Below are 16,059 nucleotides of genomic sequence, written 5' to 3'. Positions count from 1 at the left end.
GGCAAAACACTGATCCACTTCGGGTCTTTGTTCCGTGAAAGAGCTTTGAGTGTTTCAAATTCGAGTGGAACGCTCTATAGAGACCTCGTGACACGTCATGGGGCAGGATTGCCGGCTTCTTTCCGTCTTGAGCCGAAAGCAGCTCGTCGTCTTGCCCGTGACCTGTCCGCCGGTAACCGGCCCATACGGGGCCGACCGGGAATGTGTCTGCCATGACCGTGCTGTACCGAAAGCAGCCAAAGGCAGGCAAAGCTGTAAGGACAGATGATGTTTGATATTCATCGTGTAGAAGTCGAGTGGGGCGGACGCCCGCTCGTCCTCGAAACGGGCAAGGTTGCCCGTCAGGCCGACGGCGCCGTCATGGCGACCTATGGCGAAACGAAGGTTCTGGCGACGGTTGTTTCCGCCAAGTCTCCGAAGCCGGGCCAGGATTTTTTCCCGCTCACCGTGAACTACCAGGAAAAGGCATTTGCCGCTGGTAAGATCCCGGGTGGCTACTTCAAGCGTGAAGGCCGTCCGTCGGAGCACGAGACGCTGACGTCCCGCCTGATCGACCGTCCGATCCGCCCGCTGTTCGCGGACGGCTACAAGAACGACACCCAGGTGGTCATCACCGTTCTGTCGCACGATCTGGAAAACGCTCCGGACATCCTGGCGATGGTGGCATCTTCCGCTGCACTGACCCTTTCCGGCGTTCCGTTCATGGGGCCGATCGGCGGCGCACGCGTTGGCTACATCAACGGCGAATACGTGCTGAACCCGCTGGTCGACGACATGCCGGAATCCTCTCTGGATCTGGTTGTTGCCGGTACCAACGACGCCGTTCTGATGGTTGAATCCGAAGCCAAGGAACTGAACGAAGACATCATGCTCGGCGCTGTGATGTTCGGCCACAAGGGCTTCCAGCCGGTGATCGACGCGATCATCAAACTGGCTGAAACCGCTGCCAAGGAACCGCGCGAGCTGGTCCTGCCGGATCATTCCGAGCTGTTCGGCAAGGTCAAGGCTCTGGCCGAGGCCGAGCTTGTTGCCGCTTACAAGATCACGTCCAAGACCGACCGCAAGAACGCAGTCGACGCTGCCAAGGCGAAGGTCGTTGAAGCGCTGATCACCAACGCTGCCGAAGGCGAAGCCGTCGAAAGCACCGTTCTGGGCGAGCAGTTCAAGAAACTGGAAGCTGAAATCGTTCGTGGCGCGATCCTCGACACCGGCACCCGTATCGACGGACGTGACCTGTCGACCGTCCGTGCGATCTCGTCCGAAGTCGGCATTCTGCCGCGTGCGCACGGTTCCGCACTCTTCACCCGTGGTGAAACCCAGGGCCTGGTCGTTGCCACCCTCGGCACCGGCGAAGACGAGCAGTTCATCGATCTTCTGGAAGGCACCGTGAAGTCTCACTTCATGCTGCACTACAACTTCCCGCCTTACTCCGTCGGTGAAACCGGCCGCATGGGCTCCCCGGGACGCCGCGAAATCGGTCACGGCAAGCTGGCATGGCGTGCGATCAACCCGATGATGCCTCCGCATCACGAGTTCCCGTACACAGTCCGCGTCGTTTCCGAAGTCACCGAATCCAACGGTTCGTCTTCCATGGCAACCGTCTGCGGCACTTCGCTGTCGCTGATGGATGCCGGCGTTCCGCTGAAGGCACCGGTTGCCGGTATCGCCATGGGCCTGATCAAGGACGGCGACCGTTTTGCGGTTCTGTCCGACATCCTGGGCGATGAAGATCACCTCGGCGACATGGACTTCAAGGTCGCCGGTACCCAGGACGGTATCACGTCGCTGCAGATGGACATCAAGATCGACGGTATCACCGAAGAGATCATGAAGGTCGCTCTGGGTCAGGCCAAGGACGGCCGTATCCACATCCTCGGCGAAATGTCCAAGGCCATCACCGAGGCTCGTGCCGAGCTCGGCGAACATGCTCCGCGCATCGAAGTGATGAAGATCCCGGTCGACAAGATCCGTGAAGTCATCGGTTCGGGCGGCAAGGTCATCCGCGAAATCGTGGAAAAGACCGGGGCGAAGGTCAACATCGAAGACGACGGCACCGTCAAGATCGCATCTGCCGACGGCAAGGCGATCAAGGCTGCCGTCAACTGGATCAACTCCATCGCCGCTGAGCCGGAAGTGGGCATGATCTACGAAGGCACCGTCGTCAAATGCGTTGATTTCGGCGCATTCGTGAACTTCTTCGGTGCGAAGGACGGTCTGGTCCACATCTCCCAGCTGGCTCCGAAGAAAGTTGCCAAGGTCACCGACGTGATCAAGGAAGGCGACAAGGTCTGGGTCAAGCTCATGGGCTTCGACGAGCGCGGCAAGGTCCGCCTGTCCATGAAGGTTGTCGACCAGGAAACCGGCAAGGAAATCGAAAAGAAGGAAGAAGCTGAATAAGCTTCCGTCCGACTGACGCAAGATATGAAACGGGGACCGAAAGGTCCCCGTTTTTGTTTGTCTTGAAGCGAGAAAGCCTGGTCAGCCAGCCCGGGCGGCAACTGAATCGACGCCGTTCATCTTGGCGAGATAGCGGTGGAAGTCGACGCCGGAAAGCGGGCGCGAAAAGCTGTACCCCTGGATGAGCGAGCAGCCGAAGGAATGGATCAGCTCACATTGTTCGTGCGTTTCGGCTCCCTCGCACACGACTTCGATATGCAGCGAGCCGGCCATTGAAATGATCGCCTGAACCAGTGCCTGGCCGTCCACATCCCGCTCCAGGCCCATGATGAAGGTCCGGTCGATCTTGAGCGTGTCGATCGGCAGGCGCTTCAGGTAGCTGAGCGACGAATAGCCGGTGCCGAAATCATCCAGGGAGATCTTGATGCCGAGGTTGCTGATGGCTTCCAGAATTTCGACCGGGTTGACGCGCTGGTCGTCGAACATCACGCTTTCGGTGACTTCCAGCTGCAGGCGGGCCGGGTCCATGCCGGTCCCGTCGAGGATTTCTCTCAGCCGAGGCAGGAAATCCGCATCCCTGCACTGGCGCGGCGATATGTTGACGCTGATCCCGTCGAGCTGCAGGCCGTTGCGGTTGCAGGACTGGAAGAATTCGCAGGCCTCGCGCAGCACCTGTTCACCGAGCGGCACGATGAGCCCGCAGTCTTCGGCCACCTTGATGAATTCGGTCGGAGGGACGACACCCAACTTGGGATCGGTCCAGCGGGCCAGGGTTTCGCAGCTCACCACGCGGTTCTTTTCATAGTCCACGATCGGTTGGAAATTCAGGTGCAGCTCACCCTTGTCGATGGCTTGCCGGAGGCAGATCTCGATCTGGCTTGCTCGGGCGGCCTGTTCATTCATGCGCGTGGCAAAGAACCGGTAACTGGCACCGCTATCGGCCTTGGCCTGCAGCATGCTGGTGTCGGCCTGCATCAGCAGCGCTTCCTCGTGTGTGCCGTCGTGCGGGCAGACGGTAATGCCGAGGCTGCCGGCAAGCACGGCTTCATTGCCGTCTTCCAGTTTGATCGGGTCGCCGATCGCCTTCAGAATGTCACGGGCGGTCTGTTCGATCTGCCAGCGGTCTTCCGGGTTCGACAGGATAATGGCGAATTCGTCGCCGCCCATGCGGGCCACGGTCTGGTCCGGACCAAGGGTCCTGGTCAGACGCGCGGCTACGGTTTCGATGACCTTGTCCCCGGCCTTGGGACCATAGGTTTCGTTGACGGTCTTGAACCGGTCGAGGTCGAGGATCATCAGCGCCGTCAGGTCGCCCATATGCTTGCCGCGCTGGATCGCCTGGCGCAAACGGTCCATGAACAGGCGCCGGTTCGGCAGACCGGTCAGAATGTCGAAGTTGGCATTCTTGGTTGCCAGTTCTTCCTGGCGCTTGCGCTCGCTGATGTCCGTGATGGTAGCGTAATAGGCGCGTTCCCCGCGCCATTCCGTCAACCGGACATGCTGCTCCAGCCAGATGGTCTCTCCATCCTTGCGGATGCCCTTGACCTCATAGGCGCGCGGCGCGCCTTCGCCATTTTCACGCATGTTGTAATAGCTGCGCAACCGGCTGTGCTCTTCCGGCGCGTAGATCACCAGTGTGGGGGATTCGACAAGCTGTTCGGGTTCTCCGGGGGCGTAACCGCACATTTTCAGCAGGGCGTCGTTCACATAAAGGATGCGATGGTTGGCATGAACCAGCACGCCGTGCATCGAGCCGTCGATCATGTCCTTGAACTGGGCATCGCGGTCACGAACGGATTCAAACGCCGCCTGGAACATGGTCGCCAGTTTGTTGAATTCGAAGATCAGCCCGGGCGGCGGCGGCGACACCACCTTGTCCTGCCGCAGGCTCATCGCGTAGTTCAGCAGCCTGCCCAGGCCGGCCGTGGTGATGCGATTGACCAGAAGCGCGGCACCGATTGCCAGTATCGCCGTATAAAGCAGGAACGGCGTGAACAGCTGGCTGTAGGTTTCCTCGACCTTTTGCAGGGTGTCCACGGGCTGCTTGATCACGGTCGCAAGCATGTGGCCGTCCAGGCCCTGCATCAGCGGAGCAAAAACGAAAAGGTTCTCTCCGTTCAGCGCGTAATTGACGTCGTCAGGTGTAGCGTAGAGCCGTTCGGGAAGCACTTCCGTGGTCAGGTCACCCATGCCTGCCACAACATCCTCATGGTGATAGAAGGCGATATCTTCCACCCGTAGCGCCTTGGCGAGGACACCCGGCAGGGAGAAGGAATCGGTGATAGTCGTCCCGCCATAAATCCTGCCGAGGACTCGGCCGGTATCGGAATCCAGTACTAGAACAGAGAGCGCTGCGGTGATCTGTATGGGATCGGAATCATGGTCCGCGTAAGTTACCCAGATGTCGGGCGGCATGGCCGCACGTATCTTCACCGGCAACTGGTGGCTCAGGTCGATCAGGCCGAGACTGCCGTTTACCCAGCCGTTTTCACCTGGAAGATCGATCAGGAGAATGTCCAGAACCGCGCTGGTCATACCTTCGGAAGCGCGTTCAATGATGACCTTGGCGGTCTCCTTGTCGTTGTCCACCAGTGCCTGCCGGATATCCGGGTTGGCCGCGACCGCGCGGATCTGCGTTTCGAGTTTGTCCAGATGCTGGGTGAAGACGAGCCTTGCGAGTGTTGCCTTGGATTTTGCGCTGCGGGCAATTTCATGTTCGGCAATCGACAGGCTGCCAAGGTACGTAATCCAGAAGAGCGCGATCGCCGTTCCCATAAGGCCGAACGCAAACAGAGCCATGACAAGGCGGCTGAAGGGAATGGAAAAACTGGCCTTCAACGAAGCGCTCCTGAACCGGCGGGCATCATCTGACGGGTAAATCGAACATGACGGGAAGCAAGGCGGCGCGGGGTCCTTCTCGGTTGGAACAACAGGTTGTTGCTGGTCTTGCAAGTACAAGGCACCCGGCGGCGGGTGTGGACAGCTTCGGGAAAAGACAGGTTGTGACGAACCGATGCGTCCATAAGCACAGTATCATGAAACCTGCCTCCTGTTTTGCAATTGCAAGAAAAAACACTTACAGACTCAAACGTAACTGCTCGAGGTTTACCTTTGGTGAATTGGAATGGTGAAGATATTGCCTTTTTATTGTCAATTTAACTTGCTGTTCATCAATAAAGTTGGGATTGAGTATAGTAATATTTGACAGGAGCCATTTCTATTGAGTGCTGCTGTCCTCTCGCATGATCGGGCGTTTGCCTCCCCCGGCGAAACTGGTATACCCCCAATCGTGAAGTGAATTGGGGTCGATTGGCCTATTGCGGAAGACGGAGCCACTTGATGGGGCAGATGCGCTTGGTAGTCGTTGGAGCCGGTGGCCGAATGGGCCGGGCATTGACGCGGGCGGTCACGGAAACAACGGGTGCTACCGTCGTCGCGGCGATCGAACGCGAGGGCTCCGAGTTTCTTGGCAAGGATGTGGGCGACCTGGCTGGAACAGGTTCCTTGGGCGTTCCTGTCACCGACGATCCGTTGACAGCCTTTGCCGCCTCTGACGGCGTCCTGGATTTCACGGCTCCGGCGGCAAGTCTCTGGTTTGCCGAACTGGCCGCGCAGGCTCGCATCGTCCATGTCATCGGCACCACCGGTTGGGCTGAAGGGCAGGACGAACCTCTGAAGGCGGCTGCCCGTCATGCCCGTATCGTCAAATCCGGAAACATGAGCCTGGGTGTCAATCTGCTGGCGAGCCTGGTGCGCAAGGCTGCCGCCGCGCTTGATGCGGATTTCGACATCGAGGTTCTGGAAATGCATCACAAGCACAAGGTGGATGCCCCCTCGGGCACGGCGCTGTTGCTTGGCGAAGCGGCTGCGCAGGGCCGGGGCCTGGATCTGGCCGCCCATTCGGTCCGTTCGCGCGACGGTATCATGGACCCTCGCAAGATCGGCGACATAGGCTTTGCAACCCTGCGGGGCGGGTCGGTCATCGGGGAGCATTCAGTGATTTTTGCAGGTGAAGGCGAGCGCATCGAACTCACTCACCGGGCGGAAGACCGGCAACTGTTTGCCCGCGGAGCCGTCAAGGCGGCACTGTGGGGATTTGACCAGAAGCCCGGGTTTTATTCGATGGCCGATGTCCTCGGCCTGGATTCTTGAAGATACGCATTTAGCTTGAGGAGAATGGCATGGACCGCCTTCTTGTGCTTGTCCGTCACGGACAGAGCGACTGGAATTTGAAGAACCTGTTCACCGGCTGGAAAAACCCGGACCTGACCGAGCAGGGCGTGGCGGAGGCGCACAAGGCCGGCGAACAGCTCAGGGATCTGAAGCTGTCTTTCGACGTTGCTTTCACCTCCGATCTGTCGCGTGCACAGAAGACGCTGGACATCATCCTGGAAGAACTGGGCCAGACCGGCCTTGAAACCTTCAAGGATCAGGCTCTCAACGAGCGTGACTACGGTGACATCACCGGCATGAACAAGGACGAAGCGCGCGAGAAATTCGGCGAAGAGCAAGTCCATATCTGGCGCCGCTCCTACGACATTCCGCCTCCGGGCGGTGAAAGCCTGAAGATGACCGCAGAGCGCGTTCTGCCTTACTACAAGTCCGAAATTCTGCCGCGCGTCCTGGCTGGCAGCCGCACGATCGTTGCCGCGCATGGCAACTCGCTGCGGTCGCTGATCATGGATCTGGAAGATCTTTCACCGGAAGAAATCCTGAAGCGCGAACTGGGCACCGGAACGCCGATCATCTATCGCCTCGATGAAAACGGCGGCGTGGTCAGCGTCCAGGATCTCGCCGACTGAGGCCTGTCTGCATTGCCGAAATTCAAGTCCCGCTGCTTCCATGAGGCAGCGGGACTTGTTTTTGAAAGGCAGCTTGCAGCCCACCCTGTGCCTGCGTTGCCCGGGGCGTTATCGAATGAGCCTTTGAAGCGGGCATGTACCGTCTGCAATCCCCCGGCAATTTCTTTGCAAAAACAGTCCTGAATAGTGATTTACATTCGACGTCTCTCCCATTTGAGGGAGGGCCGATCTGCCACGCCTCTATAGGCTTCCAGCCGTCGACCACGGTTGGAGCATTTATAGATGGCCGTATGCACGAAAGTTTCTTCCCGCTTGCAGAAGCTGGTGCGCAGATCCGGGAAATCGGTACGTTCGCTATTTCAGGCAACTGCAGTTTTTCTGCTCGGCGCGGTTTCGGCGCAGGCCCAGACAAACCTGACAGCTGAAGAACAGGCCAGGCTGGCCGCAGCCGACGGCGGCCAGGCACCGACTGCCACCGCGATCGAACTTCCCTTCGAGGAGCCGTTTGACGGCAAGGATCTGGCCGGGCACTGGCAACTCCTGAATGCTGACAAGGACTCCTTCGTTGTAGAGAACGGCATCCTGCTTGCGCTCACGAGCGGCGGCAAGAACAGTCTGCGAAATGCGGATTCGAGCAACATCTTCGAGCTGCAAGGCGTGCCGCCTGAGGGAGACTTCGATCTTGCTATCAAGGGCAAGCTCGATCCGAAAACCGGTTACGACGAAGTCTGGCTGGGACTTCGGGAAAGTCCGGACAATTTTATTGCAGCCCATCTTTATGTGCTCACCAAGGGGTGCGGTCCTGCACTGTTCCTGCGGACTGTCGCCAATCAGCCGGTAATGCCGGAAGGAGAGCCGGTTTTGACCGCCGCCAACCACAGCCTGTTTGACGGTCCCATCCTCAAGTCCGTTTGCGACAAGGCCGGCCGGCCTCTCGGGGATCAGATCCTGTCGAACCTGTTTGCAGAAGGTTTTGAGCTGACCCTTTCCAGAAGAAGGTTGCGCTACCGGACCTCCCTGACATTGACCGTTCCGGACAGAGGGGCGCAAAAGCCCGCCGGTCTCGAGACCGTTCACACCAACTGGATTGCCCGCATGGCGCCTTTCGGCAAACCGGTTTTCCTGCTTGGCCAGGGCAGCCGCGCCGGCAGCGGTGAAACGCTGGCCGAGTTCGACCACTTCAGCATCCGCCGTCCGCAACAATGAGCCCGGAGTTTCCCATGTCTGCTCTTCCCTCTCGGGCGCGCGTACTGCGGCTCGTGGTTCCTTTCTCGCTCGCCCTTTGTGCAGCTTTACCTTCTCATGCTCAGCAAGGTGATGTCGCCGCCGCAGAGAACCTCGTGCGGCTGTTTTATGCCGAACATTCCAAGCGGTTCAACGACGGCGATACGCCGCTCCTGAACGACGCTCCGGCCGCTAAGGAGTTCCTCGTTGACGGTCTTGTGCAAGGGGAGCTTCAGGGGCTTTTGCAATTCGATCCGGTCTATGATGCCCAGGACGCGAGCATTTCCGATCTCAGTATCCGGCCCGATCCGGACGTACCTCTCTTGCAGGGCGCTGCCCGGATCCAGGTGACTTTTACCAACTTCGGAATGCCGATCCGGCACATCTACACGCTGATAACCGTGCCGGACGGTTCCTGGCAGATCAACGACATCTATTCCGAAACAAACGACTGGTCGCTGTCCGATCTTTTGCAGTCCGCCGGTGTGGACATCAGATCGGATCCAGGTTCCGAGATCACGCTCAAGGACGGTTCAGTGACCGGGTCCACCGTTGGGTCGGGGCAGACACAGGCTGCAAACGGCGGAGACGCGGTAATACCCGGCATGGAGGAAGGGGACCTTCCCGGAAACGGCCTGTCCTCTGAAGGGAGCGACCTTCTGTTCGTTCTGGACGGTTCAGGCTCCATGTGGGGCCAGGTTGACGGTGTTGCCAAGATCACCACCGCGAAACAGGCGCTGACAGGTCTTATCGGTGACCTGCCGGCTCAGACCAATGTCGGCCTCATGGCCTACGGACATCGCCGGGAAGGGGATTGCGGAGACACCGAGATCCTGTATCCGGTTTCCAACTTCGATACCGAACGTCTGAAGCCGGTTATCGACGCGATTACGCCTCGTGGAAAAACTCCTATCGCAGCCGCCCTGCAACAGGCGGCTTCCGCCATGCCCGCCTCCAACCGGCCGGCAAACGTGCTTCTGATTTCAGACGGGCTGGAAACCTGTGGCGGTGACCCATGCGCCGCGGCGAAGGCATTGGCCGAGCGCGGTATCAACACCCGCGTCCATGTGGTCGGGTTTGACCTGACGCAGGAGGAGAACCAGGCCCTTCAGTGCATTGCCGAGAATGGCGGCGGCAACTATTACGCCGCCAACAATGCCGAAAGCTTCACCGAGGCCGTCAAGCAGGCAGTTGCGGACGCAGGCAAGGCAGCGGAACCTCCCGCACCGGAGCCGGAAGCTGAAGAGGCCGTTCCGGCCAGCACCCTTGTGTTTGAAGAAACGTTTGACGGCCCGGAGCTGGCAGCCAGCTGGCAGACACTGAATGGAACCGACAGGCTGACCAGGTTTACCGGAAGCGGCACCCTGTTTGTCTCCGCACTGGGGGGCGATACGATCTACGACAACAAGAACGCGCTGAACCGCCTCGTTCTTGACGAGCCGCTGCCTGACGGCGATTTCGACCTGAGTCTCAAGTTCAAGTTGCATGAACAAAGCGGCCATGAAAGCGTATCGTTGTCGCTGCTGGAGGATACGAACAACCAGATTGGCGCAATGGCCTGGATTTGGACGAAAGGCTGCGGTTCTTATCTGAACCTGTCCTTGACCCGCCTCTCCGGAGATCCCGAAGGCAAGCCTGAAGTATCGCGTTTCGATGTCAATCTGTTCAGCAAGCAGATTGTCAAGACAGTGTGCGACAAGGCGGGCAGGGCTTATGGCAACAAGGTTCTGGAATCGCTTTCGACCGATGGTGCTCTGCTGCGTCTGAAACGGCGAGAACGTGCGCTTTCCGCTGCCATCGAACTGGAATTGCCCGCTGCTGACGGTCAGGAGGGCGGCCCCTACGTCCTCGAGACCGATCCGGTTACCGTGCTGCGCCTTGCCGGCAAGCCGAGCGTGCTCGCCGGTCAGTGGAACAAGGCAAAGTCGCAAGAGAGCCATTTCGAGTTCGACAGGTTTGCAATCGAGCTGGTTTCGCAATGAGGTCTCGTCCTCGCCGTGCTTATCTGGCCTTCGTAATCCCCTGGTTCCTGTCGGAAGCGGTCTTCGCGCAAGGTCCCGGGGTCCAGGCCCCAGGTGTCGAAGACCTCGCTTGTGCGGCGGGTTATGGCTGCCAAGACGTTTCGTCTTCGCAATGTGACGTCCTGGCGATGCTGGGCTTGATGACGACGGGAGAGGCCCGGGACCTGTTCGCCCAGGCTTATCCCGCACGGTTTACGGAGGTGGCAAGAAACGCAGACTTGCCACCGTCCGAATGCCTGCAGGCTGCCGGATCCGGTATAGGCATCGGCGCGGGCAGCCTTTCAAGTTCGGGTACCGAGGACACCGGCGCATCGCCGAATGGCAGCGGTGCACAAGCCTTGCCCGACTTCGCAAGTCTCGACGGGTTTTCAGAGGCACCATGCCCGGGCAATGTGTCCGTCGATCCGCTCTTCGTGCAGGGGCAACCGGACATCCGGGTGCTCGCCTGTTTCAAGGGAGCGAACAATCGCTACAGCGAATGCGGCAAGGCACCCGCCCGTGCCTATTGTCTGAAATTCGGTCAGCCGGACGTTGCCTGTTTCGGCGACATCAAGCTCGTCGGCAAGGCCGCCACTGTCGACGCCTATTGCGAAGCTGGCGGGTGTCCCGCTTTTGGTTTCATTGTCTGCAAATAAGCGCCGTCCGGTGCCGGAACCGCATCGATGCTCACCCAAATGGGAGAGGCTTCAGCCGGATCGAAACGTCAGTCTTGTGTCATCGACATGTCTCGCCAACAAGACCGGAGACTGAAAATGCAGAAGATTTGGATGATACTTTTTCTGGCACTGGGGACGAGTTTCCTGCTGCCAACCTTTTCGGCGCAGGCCAAGACGATCTGCACGATCCAGGCGGAGAGCGCTTTCAGCAAGGGTCACAAGACCCGGGCCGGTGCCGAGGCAAGAGCCTGGGTAAACTGGCAAGGCAAGATGAGGAACAGCCATGGCCGCCGGTTTGCCGTTTCCATGGCCCGGGTGACAAAAGGCTATCCCAAGTTCGATGGCACCCGGTTTAACCACAGGGTGGTGGTTCGCGCCCAGGGTTGCTACGTCAAAGGCGTTTCATGCCTCACCGGCACGGGAATCACCCCTTCCTGCGAGTGCCAGAGCGACCGTCGCGCCGCCTTGAAGCAGGGATGTTCCGTCTACGCTGCTGGCAGGTGACGGGCGGTACGAATATTTCCCGAATGGAATGCGTGCGGACGGTCTATTTCAACCAGCCGACAGGCCCGGCCATCAGCCGGGCCACAAGCTCCGACTGACTGTGCACGCCGATCTTCTGGAAACTCTTTTTGAGATGCCCGCGTGCCGTGCTGACCAGAATTCCCTGGTTGTCGGCAATCTGATCCAGCGATCTTCCTTCGGCGATCTCGAGGGCAATCTCCGCTTCCTTGCCGGTCAGGCCATAGGCCAGTTCGATCAGGGTCTTTCGGGTTTCGGAGGTGTCTTCGCCGGTCTGCACCCTCAACAACAACAAGCTGGCAGGCCCGTGCCTTTGAAGGCTGGTCTGTTTGAGGGCGGTAGGAAAAAACTGAAAGCCGACAGGCTTGCCCTCATGGACAATCAGTCTTTCCCCGTTCTGGCGAGAAATGACTGCCGCTTCGTTTTCTGCCAGAAGCGACTTTACCCGCGCCTTCGCGGTTTCGTGAATTTGACAAGCGTCGTCGTGCGGCAACAGGCCCGAGAGCGATGTTTCGAAGGCGCCGTTGCAATGCAGGAGGTCGTTTTGCCTGTCCAGCAGGGCAACACCGATCTGCAGCCGCTCGATCACGCTTTCCAGAAGAACGCCGAGCGTCGCGCTCATCATGACCTGCTTGTTCAGGTTGAACGCCCGTTCCCAGTGCGGCATCAGCCGGCTGATGCGCTCGTGCAGTTCCTCCTCGTTGACGTTCCCGGAGAGTTCTGCCTCATGGATCATCCGGTAGATGATTTCCGTCCATCGGCTGTCGTCGTCGATGGCGTTGTAACAGAGCTCGACAAGTTCATCCGGCTCCAGCTGCCGTGCGCCGGTTTCGCTGATCCGGTTGAGGATGTCCGAGGCAAGCTCTTCCACGCCGACTTCACTGATATCGGCCTCAGGGCGCCTGTTTTTCTGGACCCAGTCCAGGATCCGTCCGCTGATCGAGAATTTGTCCTCTTCCAGAAACAGCGCCGAGCGGGCTCCGTCGACACGTTCGGAGGCTACGTCCTCAATACCTATCCGCGACAGGAAGCGCTGGATGGGCGGCAGGAAACCGCCGTCGCGGAGCATTGCATCTTCGCCGCCGAAGACGACAAGGCACCGCGTGCCTGGTTTCATCTGAGCGTCACGCGGCCACGACCACGCACTGAGCATGCCTTCGAAAATCTGCTTCCAATATGCGGGTGTCGGTGTCGGCCAGCCGTGCGGGTCTTCCAGAACCTGCTGAATGACACGGTGATCCGTACTCATGACATCGGCAAGGTGCCTGCGATCCTTCAGGTGCGCGCCAAGGAAGGAATAGAGGTGGTGCAGGGTCTGCTCGTCGGGCGTATCCGCGCCTTTCAGGCGGATTCGAACCTCGGAAAAAGTCTTGCCGAACAAGGCCAGCGTCTTCTGGTTGGGCGGCGGCGAGATGAACACGATGTGCCGGGCCAGGTCCGGCCAGGTCTTCATGACTTCCAGGGTCAGCAGGGCGGTGATATTGGGAACGACGATCAACCGGTCCTGCCAGGGCGTGTCCTCAAAGCTCCTCTCCAGCAGGTGCCGCAAATCTTCTACAGCCGATTTCCAGCCGTCTCGCGGATCCAGATGCCCGGCAACCGAGGTCTTGTCGAAACTCTTGCCGTGTCCCCGGATATCACCGGAGTGGACGTCCCAGCCGGAGGCGCGGAATCCGGCTGCGAGTGGCTGCAGCATTCCTGAATGCGTTGGTTGGCTGTGGCCCAGGAAAACGGTTCTCTTTCCCGAATAGAGACGGCGCGTCATGTTGACGGGCCAATGACGGTAATAAAGCGAAGGCCCGTCAGGTCTCGGTAGGTATTTTGCTTCCATGCGCAGATCTCGTCTCAGAACCACATCTGCCCAATGTGTCAAAATTCCCCTTGCAGACGCCCGCCGCGAGACTGCAGCAGAAAGCCGCCGTTGCAAATCTATGAAAATCCATAGGGTCTGGCTGCAAAAGCGGCGTTTCATGCCGAGAGCCCCTATTCGACGGTATTCTTGAGAGAGAACTTTGCGGCCTCGAACTCGGTCAGCAGGTCGGCGAGATGTGCATCGACCCGGTCCGGGTGCGCGTTGGTACCGACAAGCTTGTCCTGTGCCAGAAAGAACAGGACATCGTCATCAACCACGAAGCCGACGGTATGATACCGCTCAAGCAGATCGAGCAGGGTGGTCTGAGTAGCAGGTGTCAGGATGCTGAGGACGGCAAGGTCTGCATCCGCTCCGGCATCGTTTGAACAGGAAACATGGAATGCCTCGTTGAAGGCGATGGACTCCGTCTTGATGTCCCGATCCAGAGGGCCCTTGTGGAAGAGGTTCTCCGGTCGCACTGCGGCCCGGACGCCTGTCTTGCGGTCAAGTTTGTAAGCGCCCAGGAGGGAGTAGAACACGCCGAAGCCCCCTCTGCCGCCACGGGCGTCACGCCTCAGGGCAGGATTCGCCGCAAGGCCGGCTTCCATTTCCATGGCACCGATTGCGACCCAGAACGGCAATCCGTCGCTGCTGCTTGTGCCCCAGAATTCGCCATCGAATTGGGCACCGACAAAGGACCCGACCTGAAGCCTGGTCAGTTCCGGGACGCGGTCTTCCACGGCAAGCGCCCTTTCGGATTTGACCAGGTGCGTTCGGCGATCCGCGCCGTCCGATGTCATGACGGTGTCGAATTCGCGCACGCGCTCCATGAGCTTGCCGGTGTAGCTCCAGCCTTTCCTGCGTGCGAGTTCGACCCGGCGCTTCAGCTGTCGGCCGTCTCTGTTTTCAAGCTCCCCCGTCAGAAACATGAGCGCGAACATCACGGTCGTGACCGCAACAGGCACAAACGGAAAGCCGTCCGTCCAGAAGCCCTGCACCATGGTCCACAGAAGGGCAAGGATCGCCCCTATCGGCAGCATGCGCCGGACCGGAGCCGGCAGAACAACACCGGATCGGATGTCGGAGACGTCGGGGGTCTCAACGGAGATTTCACCCTTGATCGGGTCCCAGTGCGTGACGCGCCCACTCATGACGGCGCTCTTGTCAGGTCGATTGGCGGTACGGCTTCAGCGGACTTCAACTGGTCTGCATCGAGTGCGAAAAACGCTGCCCGTTCGAAGCCGAGAAGCGCGCCGACCCAACACGATGGGATGGCATCCAGCAGCGTGTTGTAGCGATCCACATTGCCGTTATAGAGCCGGCGTGCGGCACTGATCTGGTCCTCGGTTTCCTCCAGTTGTTTTTGCAGCTGAAGGATGTTTTCCGTCGAAGTCACATCTGGATGATGTTCCGTGTAACCAAGGAAGGTGCTCAACCCCGCGGTCAGGTCGCCTTCGGCCCGTTCGATGTCTTCCAGGCTGCCCTGCCGGACCGCAATCGCCTTCTCCCGTACTTCCAGAAGACGGTCGAAGACATGGTTTTCCTGACGGATGGCGGAGCGGACCGCGCTCACCAACCCGGGAACAAGGTCATGCCGCCGCTTGAGTTGAACCTGAATGCCGGAACGCCCGTTCGCAACGGCATTTCTGGCCGCTGCAAGGCGGTTCTGCAGGTAGACGAACCCGCCAAGGCTCAGGATCAGTAGGATGAAAAGCGTCGTCATGCATGTCTCCGGAAAACCCATGTTCGGACGACAACAGAACAGTTGGGGTGACACGCGCCCTCTCCCATTTAAGGGAGCTTGAACACGTGAAAGGCACAGGACACCTTTTCCACATTCCTGACTAAGGGGAAATCAGCCCGTTGAGCAGCGCGATGGCAATTGCCTGTTCGCGGGTTGCGGCGCGAAGTTTTGTGCGGGCGTTCTTGAGATGAAGTTCGACGGTAACCGGCCTGAGGCCGAGCTTGTCTGCAATCTGCTTGCTGCGCAGGCCTTGCGCGACCCAAAGGAGGCATTCCTTTTCCCTCGGGCTCAGCGCGATGTCCCTGTGCTCGTTTTCCAGCGCGGCCTGCAGGCGCTGGTGCGCAAAGAAGGCTGTCAGCCGGAGCAGGTCGGCATGTTCTGAAAATATCTTCTCGATTTCGTGGCGCGGCAGGCTTGATCCGAGGTTCCAGCCACCAGCTCCACCAGGGCCCGCTTGCCGCACGATACAGGACATGCCGGCACGCATGCCGGTTTCTCCAGCTTCCTGAATGAGTTGGCGCTGGGCAGTGCACAGATACGGGTAGTCCGAAAGATAGTCGATGCCTGTCCCCATAGGAGTAGTCGAGGTGCAGCAATAGGCAAAGAAGGGGTCGATCCGCTCATAGGCGGCTGCGCGGTAATGAGAGGTCCAGCTTTCCGGAAAGGTAGTGAACATCGACAGACCCGCCATCGTGCGGTCGATGTAAATGAGCTTGTCGAAGCCAAAGGATTCGAAGAATTGTGCACTGGCTGTCCAGGCACTGTTGGAAGAAATTCCTTCAGGCAATTTCTCGATCAAACTGGGCGGCACTGCGTCTGTCCAAGCATAAACTATGGTTTT

Annotated in this window: 12 protein-coding genes; 7 read left to right on the top strand and 5 right to left on the bottom strand. The window is 59.2% G+C overall.

All coding sequences use genetic code 11. The features are described from left to right. Nucleotides 1–267 precede the first annotated feature (267 nt). The gene (pnp, locus tag B0E33_RS09500; RefSeq protein WP_031268705.1) at nt 268–2,397 is read left to right on the top strand and encodes a polyribonucleotide nucleotidyltransferase; all 2,130 of its coding nucleotides are present in this window, start codon (nt 268–270) and stop codon (nt 2,395–2,397) included. Between the two features lie 81 nt (nt 2,398–2,478). Here pnp and B0E33_RS09495 read toward each other — a convergent pair whose 3' ends face one another. Further along, on the bottom strand, nt 2,479–5,235 hold the full coding sequence (locus B0E33_RS09495) for an EAL domain-containing protein (protein WP_077291044.1): 2,757 nt from the start codon (nt 5,233–5,235) through the stop codon (nt 2,479–2,481). Nucleotides 5,236–5,736: 501 nt separating this feature from the next. On the opposite strand from B0E33_RS09495, the gene dapB reads away from it, so the two are divergent. From dapB to B0E33_RS09465, 6 genes are all read left to right on the top strand, one after another. Continuing rightward, nucleotides 5,737–6,549: a 4-hydroxy-tetrahydrodipicolinate reductase gene (gene dapB, locus B0E33_RS09490; protein WP_197923153.1), complete on the top strand. Its 813-nt coding sequence runs from the start codon at nt 5,737–5,739 to the stop codon at nt 6,547–6,549. 29 nt (nt 6,550–6,578) lie between these two features. Next, entirely contained in the window at nt 6,579–7,199 is a 621-nt protein-coding gene (locus tag B0E33_RS09485; RefSeq protein ID WP_022999102.1) for a 2,3-bisphosphoglycerate-dependent phosphoglycerate mutase, read from the top strand. A 282-nt stretch (nt 7,200–7,481) separates the two neighbouring features. Continuing rightward, nucleotides 7,482–8,405, top strand: a complete 924-nt coding sequence (locus tag B0E33_RS09480) for a hypothetical protein (protein ID WP_077291043.1) — start codon at nt 7,482–7,484, stop codon at nt 8,403–8,405. Nucleotides 8,406–8,419: 14 nt separating this feature from the next. Further along, a complete protein-coding gene (locus tag B0E33_RS09475; protein ID WP_167579515.1) occupies nt 8,420–10,405 on the top strand; it encodes a vWA domain-containing protein in 1,986 nt (661 codons plus the stop codon). Further along, the gene (locus B0E33_RS09470) at nt 10,402–11,079 is read left to right on the top strand and encodes a hypothetical protein (protein WP_077291041.1); all 678 of its coding nucleotides are present in this window, start codon (nt 10,402–10,404) and stop codon (nt 11,077–11,079) included. The genes B0E33_RS09475 and B0E33_RS09470 overlap by 4 nt, the downstream gene beginning before the upstream one ends. Nucleotides 11,080–11,211: 132 nt before the next feature. Next, on the top strand, nt 11,212–11,604 hold the full coding sequence (locus tag B0E33_RS09465; protein WP_022999097.1) for a hypothetical protein: 393 nt from the start codon (nt 11,212–11,214) through the stop codon (nt 11,602–11,604). A 43-nt stretch (nt 11,605–11,647) separates the two neighbouring features. Here the strand turns inward: B0E33_RS09465 and B0E33_RS09460 are convergent, their stop codons facing one another. The 4 genes from B0E33_RS09460 to B0E33_RS09445 all read right to left on the bottom strand — a co-directional run bounded on the left by B0E33_RS09460 (nt 11,648) and on the right by B0E33_RS09445 (nt 16,029). Further along, nucleotides 11,648–13,318 (bottom strand): serine aminopeptidase domain-containing protein, encoded by a 1,671-nt coding sequence (locus B0E33_RS09460; RefSeq protein ID WP_265733545.1) that lies wholly within the window; start codon nt 13,316–13,318, stop codon nt 11,648–11,650. Between the two features lie 287 nt (nt 13,319–13,605). Then, a complete protein-coding gene (locus tag B0E33_RS09455) occupies nt 13,606–14,625 on the bottom strand; it encodes a hypothetical protein (RefSeq protein ID WP_077291038.1) in 1,020 nt (339 codons plus the stop codon). After that, nucleotides 14,622–15,197, bottom strand: coding sequence for a LemA family protein (locus B0E33_RS09450; protein WP_167579513.1), 576 nt, complete (start codon nt 15,195–15,197; stop codon nt 14,622–14,624). Before B0E33_RS09450 ends, B0E33_RS09455 begins: the two co-directional genes overlap by 4 nt. A 121-nt stretch (nt 15,198–15,318) precedes the next feature. Then, complete coding sequence (locus B0E33_RS09445; protein WP_161633214.1) at nt 15,319–16,029, bottom strand: helix-turn-helix transcriptional regulator; 711 nt, start codon at nt 16,027–16,029, stop codon at nt 15,319–15,321. Nucleotides 16,030–16,059: the final 30 nt, after the last annotated feature.

It is taken from the genome of Roseibium algicola, from assembly GCF_001999245.1.
GTDB lineage: Bacteria > Pseudomonadota > Alphaproteobacteria > Rhizobiales > Stappiaceae > Roseibium > Roseibium algicola.
This window is presented reverse-complemented; position numbering and strand designations above follow the sequence as displayed.

Excerpts from the sequence above, each read along its gene's own strand:
- pnp (WP_031268705.1), top strand. The coding sequence starts at position 268 with ATGTTTGATATTCATCGTGTAGAAGTCGAGTGGGGCGGACGCCCGCTC.
- dapB (WP_197923153.1), top strand. The coding sequence starts at position 5,737 with ATGGGGCAGATGCGCTTGGTAGTCGTTGGAGCCGGTGGCCGAATGGGC.
- B0E33_RS09485 (WP_022999102.1), top strand. The coding sequence starts at position 6,579 with ATGGACCGCCTTCTTGTGCTTGTCCGTCACGGACAGAGCGACTGGAAT.
- B0E33_RS09480 (WP_077291043.1), top strand. The coding sequence starts at position 7,482 with ATGGCCGTATGCACGAAAGTTTCTTCCCGCTTGCAGAAGCTGGTGCGC.
- B0E33_RS09475 (WP_167579515.1), top strand. The coding sequence starts at position 8,420 with ATGTCTGCTCTTCCCTCTCGGGCGCGCGTACTGCGGCTCGTGGTTCCT.
- B0E33_RS09470 (WP_077291041.1), top strand. The coding sequence starts at position 10,402 with ATGAGGTCTCGTCCTCGCCGTGCTTATCTGGCCTTCGTAATCCCCTGG.
- B0E33_RS09465 (WP_022999097.1), top strand. The coding sequence starts at position 11,212 with ATGATACTTTTTCTGGCACTGGGGACGAGTTTCCTGCTGCCAACCTTT.
- B0E33_RS09460 (WP_265733545.1), bottom strand. The coding sequence starts at position 13,318 with ATGCTGCAGCCACTCGCAGCCGGATTCCGCGCCTCCGGCTGGGACGTC.
- B0E33_RS09455 (WP_077291038.1), bottom strand. The coding sequence starts at position 14,625 with ATGAGTGGGCGCGTCACGCACTGGGACCCGATCAAGGGTGAAATCTCC.
- B0E33_RS09450 (WP_167579513.1), bottom strand. The coding sequence starts at position 15,197 with ATGACGACGCTTTTCATCCTACTGATCCTGAGCCTTGGCGGGTTCGTC.